The 15147-nt window shown below is 48.9% G+C and carries 14 protein-coding genes; 3 read left to right on the plus strand and 11 right to left on the minus strand.

The annotated features are described in order from the left end of the window. Positions 1–102: 102 nt before the first annotated feature. The 6 genes from H6570_04240 to H6570_04265 form a co-directional block, all read right to left on the minus strand. A complete protein-coding gene (locus H6570_04240; protein MCB9318468.1) occupies positions 103–552 on the minus strand; it encodes a hypothetical protein in 450 nt (149 codons plus the stop codon). A 148-nt stretch (positions 553–700) separates the two neighbouring features. After that, complete coding sequence (locus H6570_04245; protein ID MCB9318469.1) at positions 701–1411, minus strand: class I SAM-dependent methyltransferase; 711 nt, start codon at positions 1409–1411, stop codon at positions 701–703. Further along, entirely contained in the window at positions 1408–2907 is a 1500-nt protein-coding gene (locus tag H6570_04250; GenBank protein MCB9318470.1) for a peptidase S10, read from the minus strand. Before H6570_04250 ends, H6570_04245 begins: the two co-directional genes overlap by 4 nt. A gap of 78 nt (positions 2908–2985) precedes the next feature. Next, on the minus strand, positions 2986–4293 hold the full coding sequence (locus H6570_04255; GenBank protein ID MCB9318471.1) for a radical SAM protein: 1308 nt from the start codon (positions 4291–4293) through the stop codon (positions 2986–2988). 16 nt (positions 4294–4309) lie between these two features. After that, on the minus strand, positions 4310–4999 hold the full coding sequence (locus tag H6570_04260) for a response regulator transcription factor (protein MCB9318472.1): 690 nt from the start codon (positions 4997–4999) through the stop codon (positions 4310–4312). After that, the gene (locus H6570_04265; protein MCB9318473.1) at positions 5000–5959 is read right to left on the minus strand and encodes a HAMP domain-containing histidine kinase; all 960 of its coding nucleotides are present in this window, start codon (positions 5957–5959) and stop codon (positions 5000–5002) included. 158 nt (positions 5960–6117) lie between these two features. Between H6570_04265 and H6570_04270 the strand changes: the two genes are divergently transcribed. Genes H6570_04270 through H6570_04280 form a run of 3 tightly spaced genes read left to right on the plus strand, consistent with a single transcriptional unit; the run spans position 6118 to position 8310 of the window. Beyond that, positions 6118–7059, plus strand: coding sequence for a hypothetical protein (locus H6570_04270; protein ID MCB9318474.1), 942 nt, complete (start codon positions 6118–6120; stop codon positions 7057–7059). Next, positions 7052–7861, plus strand: a complete 810-nt coding sequence (gene kdsA, locus H6570_04275) for a 3-deoxy-8-phosphooctulonate synthase (protein MCB9318475.1) — start codon at positions 7052–7054, stop codon at positions 7859–7861. Before H6570_04270 ends, kdsA begins: the two co-directional genes overlap by 8 nt. A gap of 14 nt (positions 7862–7875) precedes the next feature. Continuing rightward, positions 7876–8310, plus strand: a complete 435-nt coding sequence (locus H6570_04280; protein ID MCB9318476.1) for a DoxX family protein — start codon at positions 7876–7878, stop codon at positions 8308–8310. Positions 8311–8319: 9 nt separating this feature from the next. Here H6570_04280 and pbpC read toward each other — a convergent pair whose 3' ends face one another. From pbpC to H6570_04305, 5 genes are all read right to left on the minus strand, one after another. Continuing rightward, positions 8320–10662 (minus strand): penicillin-binding protein 1C, encoded by a 2343-nt coding sequence (gene pbpC, locus H6570_04285; GenBank protein MCB9318477.1) that lies wholly within the window; start codon positions 10660–10662, stop codon positions 8320–8322. A gap of 334 nt (positions 10663–10996) precedes the next feature. After that, positions 10997–11344, minus strand: coding sequence for a hypothetical protein (locus H6570_04290; protein MCB9318478.1), 348 nt, complete (start codon positions 11342–11344; stop codon positions 10997–10999). Continuing rightward, positions 11341–13755, minus strand: coding sequence for a penicillin acylase family protein (locus H6570_04295; protein MCB9318479.1), 2415 nt, complete (start codon positions 13753–13755; stop codon positions 11341–11343). The genes H6570_04290 and H6570_04295 overlap by 4 nt, the downstream gene beginning before the upstream one ends. A gap of 3 nt (positions 13756–13758) precedes the next feature. Next, positions 13759–14538, minus strand: coding sequence for a peroxide stress protein YaaA (gene yaaA / locus H6570_04300; GenBank protein MCB9318480.1), 780 nt, complete (start codon positions 14536–14538; stop codon positions 13759–13761). A gap of 125 nt (positions 14539–14663) precedes the next feature. After that, positions 14664–15128: a DUF1573 domain-containing protein gene (locus H6570_04305; GenBank protein MCB9318481.1), complete on the minus strand. Its 465-nt coding sequence runs from the start codon at positions 15126–15128 to the stop codon at positions 14664–14666. Positions 15129–15147 lie beyond the last annotated feature (19 nt).

Raw genomic sequence — 15147 nt, forward strand, 5'->3', positions numbered from 1 at the left:
GACTTAATCCAAATCCTGTAACCATAAATCACGGTAAATGTGATTTATGGAACAATCAGGGCCTCAGGGATGCCTGCAAGAATATGTTATTCCTGAATTGGTTTAATTGTGGTACAAGGCGTTATGCACCAGCATTTCTCCGCAATTAGCACAGGCAATCGCTGAACCGGCACCACCCTCACAACCATTAGAGCAGGTATAATGCCATACTCCGGCGGCATTTTGAGGAGGATCAGGTGTTGAAGTCGGTGTAGTCGCAGCAGGAGTTGAATGATAGGCCTGGTTGTGCAAATAAGCAGACCCGCAAACCGGGCAGGTACCTTCGGCGTCGCCGCCACTCCCTTCACAATTATTCGGGCAGATGTAATGAGATACGCTGGTATTGACGGCTGCCGCTGCAGGCAGTTGATTGGCAGGTGCTGTATTGGCAAGGCTCGCATTTTGATCCAGCAGCGATTGCCGGGCTGATTCCCGAACTTCACGATCCTGGGCACTGGGTCCGCATGCAGAGATTGCAAAAAGAATAAACAATAAGGAGGCAAATAACTTCATTTGTCGCTTTTTAATTAGAGTTACGAAAGTAAGAAGATTCTCAACGTTGGCATGCAGGCGAAGGCTTGAGCCTCCGATTTCCATGACATAACTTAAAATTCCGTCTGTGCATTGTGCCAATGCTTAAAAATCACAGTATAGTTATTTTTTATTTTCCTTCAAGTCCTTCGGCTACCTTTTTCATGGACCAAAGACAAAGCGCCTTGTCTGAATATTGACCGTTGAGTTCCGTACAGTTTTCAGTTAAAATGAAATCTGGTTCAGGCAGTGCGATAGGCGGTAGTTGGAAGTTGAGGGCCCGCCAACCACCATCGGGTAATTCCTGATAAGGTCTGGGGCCGGTGAATGATGTCATCAGCAGCCATGTTGAACCAGACCGGGTAAAATTGGTCAGTGCTTTGCGGATGTTCGTTTCACTGAAATGAACCAGGCAATCCCGGCAAAGGATGAGATCTGCCCGGGGTAATGGATCTTCGGTCAGATCGCCCAGAATGAATGAGAAAGGTCGACCGGTAAATTGCACTTTGTTCGAAGCGATGATCTCCGGCACGATATCCATCCCGGTGTATTCAAGGTCATCAGGCAATATACCCTGTATCCAGGCAAGATCTCCGCAGGGGGCATCCAGTAAGGACCGGATTGAAAGCCTGGCAAATAAGTCCGGCAATACGGAACTTATGGTTCTCGTCTGATCTACATCGGATCCCGGTCCCGATACGGTACCCTGGTTATCCCAATAATTGGTTTGATGGATGGTATGGAATATTTCAGCCAGTGATTTTCCACCGAACTTTGCGGAAATCGTGTCCATATCATCAAGATAAAATGCCGGTATCGGTTCTTTTTTATCGCTGCTCATTTTGCCTGGATAAATTGGTGGATGGATTCAATTAATTTCTGGCGGTCCGGTTCATGGTTGTAGATCATGTGGCCGGAATAATAATAGGAGAATTCAATGCGATCGGTGGGTATGCCGTTTCGGGAACAGGTATACTCTCCGTCAAAGAAGGGTGTGATCAAATCAAAGTAACCACTGGCGACCATAACCCGGAGTGCATTGTTACGCCGCATAGCCAGGCCCATCCCGGGTGCTGTATTGACGTAGGAAGGCTCCCATGCTGCATCTTTGGGTACCGGCTTCCAGTCCCATTTACCATAAATAGCATCATTGCCGGTGAGATAAGGCCGGTCCATGCTAACTTTCAAATCCTTCGCCAAATAATCATTCAGGGCTGCGGTATAAGCGCTGGAGGTGCGGTAGTCGGCAGCGTCGCCCAGTGTCGGTTCGCTGGCGGACTGGTCCCATTCCTTTCCCCAGTACCTGGCGTCCAGCCGGCCAATGGTAATGCCCTGGTCGCGAAGCAATTCTTTTTGAAACCGGGGTACCAGGATCCGGAAGTTCGATTGGCGGATATAGGTGGTGTCCAGACCGGTAAAATAAGCCAGCGAATCGGCCAGCATTTTACGTTCCGGACCTGAAAGAAAATTGCCTTTGTACAGCCAGGGAGCATAGGTACGGTAGGTAAAGGATCGCGCCTGATCCAGGAATGATTCCAATGGCTGCCCAGCACCGGCCTTCTTGTGATACCAGGCCGTGGCTGCCATGCTGGGTAGGTAGGTCAGGTAAGAAGTGATGTTAAAGTCTACCGAGGTGGAACCGGCATAATCCAGTGCCTGAGATATAAGTATCAGCCCATTGAGTGCCAGATCCTGTCCGCCCTGCTCCAATGTCGCAGCGACTGCAGCAGCCCGGGTGGTTCCAAAACTCTCGCCGATAATGTATTTCGGAGACATCCACCGCTGGTGATCGGTTGTCCACAGTCGGATAAACTGTGCTACCGAACGGGCGTCCCCAACGAGGCCCCAGAACGATTCATCTTTACCTTTGCCGATTGCCTTGCTAAAACCTGTTCCGACCGGATCGATGAAGACGAGGTCGGCGATATCCAGGAGACATTGTTCATTATCAACAACGGGGTAGGGAGGCGCACCATCATCCCGATTAGCGTCTGAATCCACCAGCACCCGGCGCGGGCCTAAAAAACCCATATGCAGCCATATCGAGGCAGAACCTGGTCCACCATTGAATACGAAAACCACCGGCCTTGGCACATTGTCAGGTACATTTGTTCTCAGGTACGAAACCGACCAGATGGAGGCAACAGGTTCATTCTTATCATCGCTGAGGAAGAATTCCTTCGCTTCTGCACGGTAATGCACACCTACACCATGGTAGGTGCCCTGATGTGTGGTGATGAACGATCTGGGTTCAGGGATTTTCAGCGAATCCGGTTTTTGCCCGAAAGAGTAACCTGCCATCAGAAGGCATAAAAGTTGGATCAAGGTGGTTTTCATTGACTTAACAACAAAGGTTTAAACGAAAATAATCAATATCCTTAAAGGAGAATGCTGTGCTGGAACGCAGGTTACATATCAGGAAAATTGCAAATGAGCTTGCTGGGTTTTGGCGGAAGGATTAAAATAACCATAAGCCAGATGCGGAAAAGACGTTTTCAGTGTTTGCAGTAAAGTTGCTACTCCCATTACGTCGTCGATGGTTTCAATCCTGGCCTTTTCCAGGTACCAGTCAGGGTCTATATTAAAATTGCGCCACTGGATCATATTCAGGCCGGTATCCCGGATAAATTGCGACAGTGCTTGAAATTCAGGGAGACTATCGGTCAAACCGGGGTAGACGAAATAATTGATGGAAGCCCACCCATTGTATTTCCGCACCGTCTTCAGAGATTCCTTCAATGCTCCGAATGAATAGTTCCGTGGCAGATAATAGGGATTATACCATTCTTCCTGGGCGCTGTTCATGCTTACGCGAATACTTTGCAAACCTGCTTTACAGAGCCGTTCTACATCCTTTGGCCGGCTACCGTTGGTATTGATGTTGATGATGCCGCGTGGCGTGCGGGCCCGAATTTCACGGATGGCTTCTTCCAGGACATCAGCCACCAGTAATGGTTCTCCTTCACAACCCTGGCCAAAGCTGATGATCGGATCTTCAACGGTTTCCAGGTGGTCAACGGCTACTTCAACGATCTCCTGTACATCCGGTTTGAATTGCAACCGAAAATGACTTGAATGGATCTGATGCTCTTCCGGCTGCAGGGAGATGCATCCCAGACAGGTAGAGTTGCAGGCCGGGGAAGAGGGAATCGGGCATTCCCACCGGTTTAAAAAATAATTTTGTGCCGCACGGCAGTGGTAGCTCATGGCACATTGTGTTGCCAGATGATTGACCAGCCGGTTCTCCGGGTATTGACTACGGATCCTGGTTATTCCGGCTTCGATGTCCGGCAGGTCGAATTCTTTTACATCCTGACGGACATCGGCATCAACCCGAATTGCTGTAGTATAAAATTCATCATCCAACCATCCTACGGCAGTATAGGCATAGAGCGGTAACACAGGTGCATCCTCATCATTGGCATAGGCGGAAAGATAGGTCTGGGTATGCGCCGGCGCAATGAATGCAGATACGGCATGGCCATCCGTGTATATCTGAGCCTGCTGCCTGCGGAGGGAAAAACCCCATGGATTCCGGTTTTGGAGAAAGAAGATCTCGCTGCCTTCAGGTAAAGGGATAAAGTCTTCTTTTTGCAGCCGGACCATTTCTCTTCCGGTCCTGCCCATGACCTCATACCGGGTATCTTCCATAATGTTTCCCGCGTCATCTGCGAAAAGCATAAACGGAACTCGGGACGGATGTTTGACTCGATCTTTTTTCATGCAGAAATAACCAGGATTATTCGTTAACGAATTTATAACCGACGCCACGAACCGAGCGGATATACTTTGGATTCCTGGGATCTTCTTCGAAATATTTGCGAAGCGCCAGGATGAAATTGTCCACCGTGCGGGTGGAAGGAAAGATGTCGTAGCCCCATACCAGCTGCAGCATTTGCTGCCTCGATACCACTTTGTTCCGGTGATCTATCAATAGCTTCATGAGCTGGACTTCTTTTTTAGTCAGGGTTAAGGCTCCCTGGTGGCTATTCGCCTCAAAAGTGACAAAATTAATGCTGTTGGGACCGAATTGGTAAATCGAACGATTGGGATCGATCGGCGCCGTGCTCCGTTTGAGCAAATTGTGCACCCGTAATAATAATTCTTCCAGGTGAAAAGGCTTGGTCAGATAATCGTCGGCTCCGATGCGTAATCCATGGATGCGATCAGCACTGGTATCCTTAGCCGTTACGAAAATGATCGGCACGTGTTCCTGTTCAAGCCGTATAGCCTGGCAAACGGTATATCCGTCCTTCTCCGGCAACATAATATCTAAAATAATCAGATCGAAATGTTGTTCCTGTACCAGGTGGATGGCCAGATCACCCCGGTCTGCGGTAACGACCTCCAGATTTTCGATCTCCAGATTGATGCGAATGGTTTCGCGTATGCTGGGCTCGTCTTCTACCAATAAGACTCTTTTCTGCATTTATTGATTCTCCAGGATATTTGGAAAGGTAACTAAAAACCGCGAGCCTCGTGGTTCATTGGGCAAAACCTGTATCTGGCCTTTATGCCTCTCCATGATTTTTTTTACAATGTACAAGCCAAGACCAGTGCCGGATGTTTTACGGGTACTTTCCTGGCCAATGCGGTAAAATTTTTCAAAGATAAGTTTCCTTTCACGTGCATCGATGCCATCACCATGGTCACTCACCTCCAGGATCAGATTTTCAGAAGACTTCGTTGTCCTGATTCCGATGTATTGCGGTTCTTTCTGGTATTTGATGGCATTCTCGATCAAATTGGCCAGTATACTTTCCACATCTTTCCGGTCGGCCCATAAAGGTGGCAGTTTGCTCAATTGCAAATCCCAATGAATGTACGGGTGGTTCATGGTATACGTATTCTTAGCCTGTCGGATCATGTCATTAATATCCAGGGCTTCAGGTTCCATCCCATAGGCGGCTTCTACCTGTGCAGCAAGAAGCAGGTTCTGTATCAGCTTTTCCAAACGGTTATTTTCATTCAGGGCTCCCTGGATGAGTGTAGACTGTTGTTCGGCAGACAAGGAACGTTTTTGGATGGTTTCAAGCACCAGGCGGATGCCTGCTATTGGTGACTTCAATTCATGGGTAATGGAAAGAAGAAAGTTTTGTTTTTGAGTGGCAACGGCAAGCTCCTGATAATACGACCGGTTAATTAGGTATAAGCCAATGCCCAGTGCGGCGATAAATACGAGTCCTTCGCCGAGGATCATGATGGATTTTCGTTTATGACTTCTTTCTATCATTACCTCATCCTTCAGACTTCCTTGATTTTCTTGCCGGACCTGCTGCTCCAGCCGGTAGATTTCCTGGTTCTGCCGGTGCAGCAGAATGCTCCACCATGAGAGTGCAGCAGCCATGTAGATCATGATCATTAGGGTAAGCAACCTTTTATACTGCATAGTGAACTATGATCGTTTTTATTATTAATAAGAAATTGATAATCAAGTATATTGGAAGTTATTGAAGTTGTAAAGATACAATCAAAAGCAAATGAATTTTAATACATCACCTTTGCCAACACATTAAATTATTTACCTTTGATCGTGAAATCATGAGAATGGAGCGTCGACAGTTAGAGGAGCTGATCCGGTTGCTGATGAAAGAAAACGACCGGTTGTACATTCCCGGCTTCGGCGTGATCCAGAAGCACATGCAGTCTGCCCAATACGATAAGTTGCACAACCGCCTGCTTCCACCAAGTTATGAGTTCAGACTGGAAGATCATTTACACTACGATGATCCCTATCTTGCGGACATGTTTGCCTGGTATTCGGATTCCGATCAGGAAAAATCGGCAAATTTTGTGCAGACTTATGGCGAACAATTGCACCGCGATTTATTTGCCCAGGGGAAGAGTGAGATAGTTGGTGTTGCATCTTTCCAGCGGCATGGTGATGTCGTTTCAACTACCTCAGATCCTACTTTTTCCAAGACCAACCGGCTGCCGGTTTTAGAAATCCAGGATATCTGGGAAGAAGATGTCACACGCCAGCAGGTCTGGTGGGAATTCAGTGTATTTGGTGTAATGCTGTTGTTGGTGCTGGGGTTCGTTTATTTTCTCCTCTATACCGGGTCGAACGCTCCGGGATACTTACCATCCAACGATCTTCCGCATACCATAGGACAACAAATCAGTTTTCCGGACATTCATGATCAGCCGGATACGATCCAGAATCCCCTGATCGAAGGCATGCCGGATGAGAGCATGACTGAAATTCCTGAAGTTCATCTTGTCCAATCGCCGTCCGGAAAGAGCAATGCCGTAATCATTGTTGGCGCATTTGAAGACGAAAGTAATGTGCTCAAAATGCGCCGGATCCTGGAACAGCGCGGATGGCAGGTTTACGAAGAACAATCCAGGGCATTACCCATGACCAGGATAGGATTTGTACTGGATCAGGAGGAAGATATTGATTCAGTACTGGGCCTTGTTCGCCGGGAGATAGAACCGGGTGCCTGGTTACTGGTACGCAATAGCAAAGACCGCAAACATGAATGAACATCCCACACTTGCGCAGATACGTGATGGAGCCTTCTTCCTGATCGCCGGCCCCTGTGTCGTGGAATCAAGATCGCTGTGTGAGGAGGTTGCCGGACAGGTCAAATCGTGGTGTGAACAATTAGGAATCCCCTATATTTTTAAAGCGTCTTATCGGAAAGCCAATCGCTCAAGCATCCATTCATTTCAAGGGATTGGAGATGCTGCTGCATTAGAGGTGTTAAGTCATGTACGTTCAACCTTTGATTTGCCGGTTACGTCCGATATCCACACGGAGGAGGAAGCAGCGCTGGCTGCGGATCATCTGGATGTCCTCCAGATACCGGCCTTCCTGTGTCGCCAGACCACTTTGTTGCAAGCCGCTGGTCAAACCGGTAAAATAGTCAACATCAAGAAAGGTCAGTTTATGAGTGCACAGGCTATGCAGTTTGCACTTGAGAAAAGTCAAAATGCGGGCGCTTCAGACACCTGGCTCACCGAGCGTGGCAATAGCTTTGGCTACCAGGACCTGGTCGTTGACTACCGGAATATTCCCTGGATGCAACAGCTCGGCGCCACAACGATTCTGGATTGTACCCATTCACTCCAGCAACCAAACCAGTCCAAAGGTGTTACCGGTGGCCATCCCGAGCTTATCCCGGTCATCGCACAGGCGGGCGTTGCTGCTGGTGCCCATGGCCTGTTTATAGAGACCCATCCCAAGCCTTCGGTGGCATTATCGGATGGAGCCAATATGTTACCACTTTCATCACTTTACCCGCTGTTGGAAAAATTAATCAGGATACGTGAAGCGCTCCAGTAACCAAGATGCTTATCATGAAAGATGTATTTGATTTGATCGGAAGAATTTTAATTGCCGCCTACTTTTACTACGAAGCTTACGACTCAACGGTTTTTTTTGAAGCGACCATGCATACCATGAAGGAATACAATCTGACATGGAAACCCGAATTCCTGCTCATCTTTACCATCGTGTTTCTGATCATCGGAGCAACCATGATCCTGATTGGATACCGGACTTCGCTGGGAGCCATATTTTTACTTGGATACCTCTTACCCGTCACTATCATCGTCTATTCCTTCTGGAATGATCCGGCAGAGACACGCCGTTTTCATGGGTTCATGTTCATGAAGAATTTGGCCATTGCCGGTAGTTTACTCTATGTCATCAGTCACCGCGAAGGAAGATTCCGGCTACGGAGGCTCTTCCAGGCAGCCAAAATTTCCCGCCCGGACTGGAAAAAAGTCTGAAATAGCCACTTACTTGACCGCGAACGTTCGAACCAGCTGGTTGCCTTGATCGTCCAGTAAGACCAGGAGATGACTGCCTTTTTCCAATGTTATTGTCAGGGTATGGATCCTTTTTGTTGTTCCTACATATCCACCGTCAAGATGCCAATGGATGGATGCATTCGGGTCTTCATGGGTCGCTTTCAGGACCAATGGTTGTATGTTGCCAGCTGCGTTTACCGGTAAGTAGATTGCCTGACTGCTTGCATGGGGATAGATGAGCGCCATAGGCTGGTGATCCTGACCACAGCCGCTCTGCCAGGGTGGAGGATCCTGGTATTCGGGATGTGAATGACGGTAATAATAGGCTTGTAAAGGGGGTAATTGAAAGGAGGAAAGCGTCTCAGACGGACCGGAATAACATTGCTTGTCCACTTGTTTGCCATTGGCTGGATTGATCCAGATGTGGTGGTGGTAAGGGCAGGTTCCCATGCGTTCCATTGACGTCAATCCCCATGCCGTATCGACCGGGCAGTCCGGGCCTGGCAGTAAACCGGACTGGGCACACAGAGCAAGTTTGGTCAGATCATCATAGGGTGGGGTAAACCATGCAGAGGAAGGCAGGTAATTTATCAGTTGAAACAGGAGTGGGGCCGCCGCCTGGATTCCTGTACATCCCGGACGGCCTTCACCATCAGCATTACCAGCCCAAATACTAATGATGTACCGGGGAGTGATCCCCACCGCCCACGCATCACGAAATCCGAAACTCGTGCCGGTTTTCCAGGCAACCATTTGCTGCGATGGAAATTGTTGCCAGCGACCTTCTTCATCGGGTCTGGTCAATGCAGTCATGGCATCAATTGACAACCAGATGGCGCCAGCCGGCCAAACTACCGGGTCGGATTGATAGACCGGATGGTTTGAATCTTTTTGGCCTGTCCATCCATGGCTTTCCTGCCAGTCCTCCCTCGTGTATTGCGCATCCCGGCTGGTAAAATGCAGTAACGTTCTGGCCATAGCACCATAGACCCGGTTCAGTTGCCAAAGACTTGTTTCTCCACCGCCCAGGATCAGTGACAAACCATAATGCTCCGCAGTAAAAGGAAACGAAGTGAAACCACTTTTACGAAGATCCTGTAGAAAATTGGGCACGCCGTAGTTCCTGAGCAGTGAGACCATGGGAATATTGAGTGATTTTCTCAGGGCATCACGAACCGATACGGCGCCTTCATACTGCAAATTGAAGTTTTCCGGCTGGTAACCATTGATCAGCAGCGGCACATCCGGAAGCAAGGTTTGGGGATGTACAATGCCCTGGTTGAATGCACCCGTTGTCAGCAGAGGTTTGAGGATGCTACCCGTGCTCCGCAAGGCCTGCACGCAATCAACTGCACCTGCATGCTGAGCGCCTGCTCCAGGCAAATTTCCTGCATAAGCCAGGACTTCATTTTCTTCAACGGATGTGATCAGGATTCCGGCATTGTGGATCGCTTTCCCGGTCAGCTCTTTTTCATAACGTTCCAGGATCGCATTGACTTGCTTTTGCAGCCTGGTGTCCAGGGTGCTCGCTATGCGGTGGGTCTCAGGTGCTGATTGGACTGCAAACTGAAGAAAATGCGGAGCAAGCTGTGGCAGGGGCAGGGGAGATTCCGGGACAGGTTCATCAAGAGCCAGCGAATAATCCAACGAATCCAGAATACCAGACTCGAGCAGCTGGCGGAGTACCCGGTCGCATTTACCCTTCAGGGCAACATCGTGTTTGCCGGGACGGACTATGGAAGGCTGGTTGGGAAGGACAGCCAGGACTGCAGCTTCAGCCCAGCTGAGCTGGGAAGGAGGGCGGTTAAAATAGCGCCAGCTGGCTGCTTCCAGGCCGACTACATTGCCACCAAAAGGCGCCTGACTGGCATAAGTTTTTAGTATGGATTCTTTGCTGGTCTCCCATTCCAGTCGCAGAGCCCAGAACATTTCAATTAATTTTTCGCCCAGCGTACGGGGTCGCCCCGCTCGCACCAACCTGATGACCTGCATACTCAAAGTACTGCCGCCGCTAACGACCTTTCCAGCACTCAGGTTCTGCCGCATGGCCCGGATCAGAGCCAGGGCATCTACTCCCGGATGCCGGTAAAATTTCCGGTCTTCAAATTGTAATAGACACGTTTTGAATTTTATGGGGATCGTATCAGGGCCTTCAAATCGCCATTGGCCGTCATTTGCCACTTGTCCTCCGATCAACTGGCCCTGCCGGTCCAGCAGCTCCCTGGCCAGAGGACGGTCAAAGAGCGGTTCGGGCAGGCAAAACCAAAACCAAAAACCCAGTATAGCCACCAGTGCCGCACTGCAATGCGTGATTATTTTAGGAAGGAACAATGGTTGGAATGATTTTTGACCTGAAGATGGGAAAAAAGAAAACTATACACGCGATCGGAAATCGAAGAAACTTTTCTCTACGAAACGGTGTATCAGACAGCCTTTTCCGGTGTATAGTTTTCTAAAACTACTATTGTGTATAGATAGATGTGTTAAATCAAAAATACATATAAAATCCTATCCTCGTGCGCCCGCGAAAACATATTTATTATTTAAATAACTTATTCTCAGATGTTTAAGCGAGGTGTGAAGCACTGAGAATGTTATCAAGATGGCCTACTGCACAAAACGGAATATCGGATCGATCACAAAATGCAATCCCGGTAAATACCAATCAGGCCAGCCCTTTTCTCAGTGCAGCCCCTGCCCACCCGGCAAATCCACCGATCAGGCCACCAAGAAAACTTAAGACCAGGATCAGCGCAACAGGTGGCAGCCCGCCAAACAGCTCCCCAACTTTCGGTGTCAGGACCGTTGCATTGGTTTTATACAGCCAAACGGACCAGAGTAACCAGGTCACAAATACGGCCAGGAAGCCCAATGGAAAAGCTTTTCTCACCGGGAATTGCAAAATGAACACGGCCAGACCGATAATTACGGCAAAGCTCCACCAGGGGAGAACAAGGCTGGCCAGGTGGCATACCAGCACCAATGCCAGTAAGATTATCCAGAAGTTTTTCATTGTGCAGAAGTTATGGAGAATAATGGCTGGTGTGTCTGCCAGTATTCCTCCGGTACCAACAATAAAGGATAATATTTGCCCTGAACCCAGGCATCGACCATCTGATCGTAATATTTACTCCCCGGATGACCGCTTTGGCCACCAGGATATACTCCGATGGTCTGCGGCTCCTGGCCCAGTTGAACGATCATCCGCCAGGAAGGTCCGTGACTTGCCGGTCCATTCGTCGCATTTAATGCGGTTGAATGTCCCCCGGCAGGTAGATTTTTACGGCTGAATGCTGGTAAATTAGCCAGGTGGTTGATGTTTAATGGTGCATATTCACCCCAGCTGTGGGTGGTCAGGGAGTTGAAATCTTCCTGAGATTCCTGCCAGGACTGGAGCAATAGGTCACCGGCAGTTTCGATTTTATCCGGCGTATCCTGGCGGTCCATAAACGGATCATCCGGGTGATCCTGCAACCATTGCAAGGTCAGGAAATTTTCAGGAAACAGGATCGGCTCCGAGTCTGATTTTGCTTTAAACTCATCCCAGATCATATTGTAGAGGTGCCGGTACCAGATCGTAAAATAGATCGGTGCCTCAGCGTTTGCATTGAATTGATAATCCCAGGACTTCAGGGCTAGCCCAGGACCGGATGTGGAAGCCTCCGTTGGTATCCCGGCGAGCATGATCGGGAGCGCATCTGCGGCGAACTGACTGAAGGTGCTTAATTGGAAAGCCTTCATATCATCCACAGTAAATTGCTTTTCGGTAGAGAGGTATTTGTTGATGGTGCGACCGCGGTAATCTTCAAAATGACCATTGTAATAATAAGGATAGGTGTCATCTGTGCTTCGCTGGTTGGCGGATGCCACATAGCCTTGAGCCGGGTTGTGAACGGTCGGTAATTGTTCGAATGGTATCATCCCTTTCCATCGGTACTGAGGATCTTCAGCGGGGAAAACGAATCGGCCCACTTCGGGTGCCTTAACCGGGAAATGACCGTTGACAGTCAGCCCGATATCGCCCTGGTTCGAGGCGAAGACAAAATTCTGCGCCGGTGCACAAAAGGTTTGGAGCGCTTTACGGTAATCGCTGTAATTGTCTGAACGGTCCAGCCCCATAAACGTCTTCAGTTCATTGCCGTCACTGTCATGACTTACCCAGCGGTATGCCAGGTCTGCATGGCCATTTCCGGCATCTTCATAAACGATCGGACCGAGTACAGTCCATTTCACCGAATCAACGATGGGGTCCCCGTTCTTTACCAGGATCTCCTCCCTTCGCCAGGTGATCTCCAGGGTGTCGCCATCCATCAGGTAATGGTTTTTGACAGCATCCGTCCAGTGGACCTGATACCAATCGGCGACGTCTTGTCCCACATTGGTCACTCCCCAGGCCGTACTCTGATTAAAGCCGATGACGATGCCGGGTGTGCCCGGAAGTGCGACTCCATGGGCATTTATAGTCGGGGTATGCAAGGACATTTCAATCCAGATGGAAGGTAAAGTCAATCCAAGATGCGGGTCATTGCATAGCATGGGCAATCCGGAAGAGGATTTAGACCCACCTACCGCCCAGTTGTTGCTACCGTCCTGTCCTGGCGGTTTTGGGTGTACCGGGGATGGTAATCCTCCCAATATACTATCTGGCAAAACAATGGGATTCGGTAGCTCGGGAATAAAATCCCAGGTTACTTCCGAAGGAATGACGGGCTTATCCAATGGGTTTATCTCCGGGAATAATTCGGAGAATCGCTGTATGCCCAGCCAATGTATGGTGTTGCTTGCTTCCAGGTCATCTTCGCGGCCATTGAGGCGCTGAGCCATGGTTTTTACATAAAGAGCACACTGGAGTACAGACCAGGGTTTGGGTTCATGACCTATAAGTTTGTACTCCAGTGGAAGAGTGCGTGCATCCAGCGTGCTGATGTACTGATTTACACCATCAGAAAAAGCTTCGAGGAGGGCATACTGATCCGGATCTTTTTGCCAGGAAACCACAGTTTTTTCCGCGGCAGCCAGCATTCCCAGTCTTCTCTGGTTTTTGTCCCGATCCACCAGCCTTGATCCCATAACCTCCGCCAGAAATCCACCGGCGGCACGGGTGGTCATGTCCATTTGCCACATGCGTAAACTGGCTTGAATATATCCCTGCGCCCGGTAGGCATCAGCATCCGATTGTGCATAGATGTGCGGAACCAGACGGTCATCGAAATAAACATGAACGGGAGCAGAAAATGAACTTTTCAGGCTGGGTGGAAAGTCAAATTCGGGATGGTCCGCGCCATTTTGTAAAAATCCGGTATAAGGACTGAGGAAATAGCCTAACCTGGGCAAAGTCGTTTTACCTATCTGGAGCGGGCGGTTAAAGAAATAGATGAGAAGAAATGCGATGATAAGTGGAATAACTCCAATAAACCGCTTCATATGTTATGCATCTTGCTGGCGAATGAACGTCCATTCGTTCGCTGAAGATAGCTCATCTGCATATTGATAAGAACTTTCGTTAAAGGTTTTTATGGCTTCCGGGTCAGAGAGCCGGTGGCGGATGATAAAACGGGTCATGATCCCGCGTGCTTTTTTGGCATTGAAAGATATGAACTGCAAATCGCCGCCGCGGTCCTCCAGAAATTTGATGTTGATGACCGGCGCTTTAACTTTTGCTGTCCGGATGGCCTGGAAGTATTCCTGGGAAGCAAGATTGATAACAACTCTGGTGTCTTCCGGCTGTTGCAGGATTTTATCATTGAGGTGGCGCGTAAGTTTCTGCGTCCAGAACTCGTACAGGTTCGAATATTTGCCTTGTTCCAGGCGGACGCCCATTTCCAGACGGTAAGGTTGGATCAGGTCCAGTGGTTTGAGCATCCCGTAAAGTCCGGATAAAATAATAACATGATCCTGGGCGAAGGACAAATCGTCTTCATCCAGGGTATCTGCTTCCAGACCAACGTAAACATCTCCCTTGAATGCCAGTACTGCCTGTTTCGCATTCTCCTTCGTAAACGGGAAATCAAACTGCCTGTACCGCTGGTGGTTCAGGCTGGCCAGAGCTTCGGATATGGACATCAGTTGTTGCAGATCGCCGATGGATTTCTTCTTCATGACCCGGATCAGCTTTTTGCTGTCATTCAGAAAATCGGGAAGGGTGTGGGTGGTGACCCCGGTCGGTTTGAAATCAAGGGTTTTAGCTGGGGATAACAGGATCAGCATACGGAATTTTACATGAAACAAAACTTAAGGCGGGAAAAGGTTCACCAGGGAGGGAATAAAAAAACCGTCTCAAAAAACGAAGTTCTTGAGACGGCCATTTTGAGAAAGGACTATGCGAAAAAAAATTAGTTTCCTTTAGTACCTAAAACCGATTGTTTCTTTTCGGGTAATGCTTCCGGTTCAGCCGGTTTGGCATTGATCTGTCCAATCACCTGGATGGTGATGGGCTGATCTCCCTGATTGGTATAAACGGTAACAGTTTTACGGATTGCTCCGATACGATGGGTATCGTAGCGGATGGTCATGGTATCGACTGCACCGGGCATAACCGGCTCTTTTGGCCAGGTAGGCACCGTACAGCCACAACTTCCCTTTGCGTTGGTAATGATCAATGGGGAGTCGCCTTTGTTTTCAAATGGCAATTTGCGATAAGGATCAGAATCCTGTTCGATGGTACCGAAATCTACCGTAGTCGTTGCGAGGTACATGACAGGACCTTTGTTTTCTTGCTTTTCAGCAGCAGGTGCTTGCTGAGCATGAGCGATGGCAAACCCTGCGAACAACATAAAGAGGAGAGCGAATTTTTTCATTATCAGTTACTTTTAGTTT

The organism is Lewinellaceae bacterium (assembly GCA_020636135.1).
Lineage (GTDB): Bacteria > Bacteroidota > Bacteroidia > Chitinophagales > Saprospiraceae > JAGQXC01.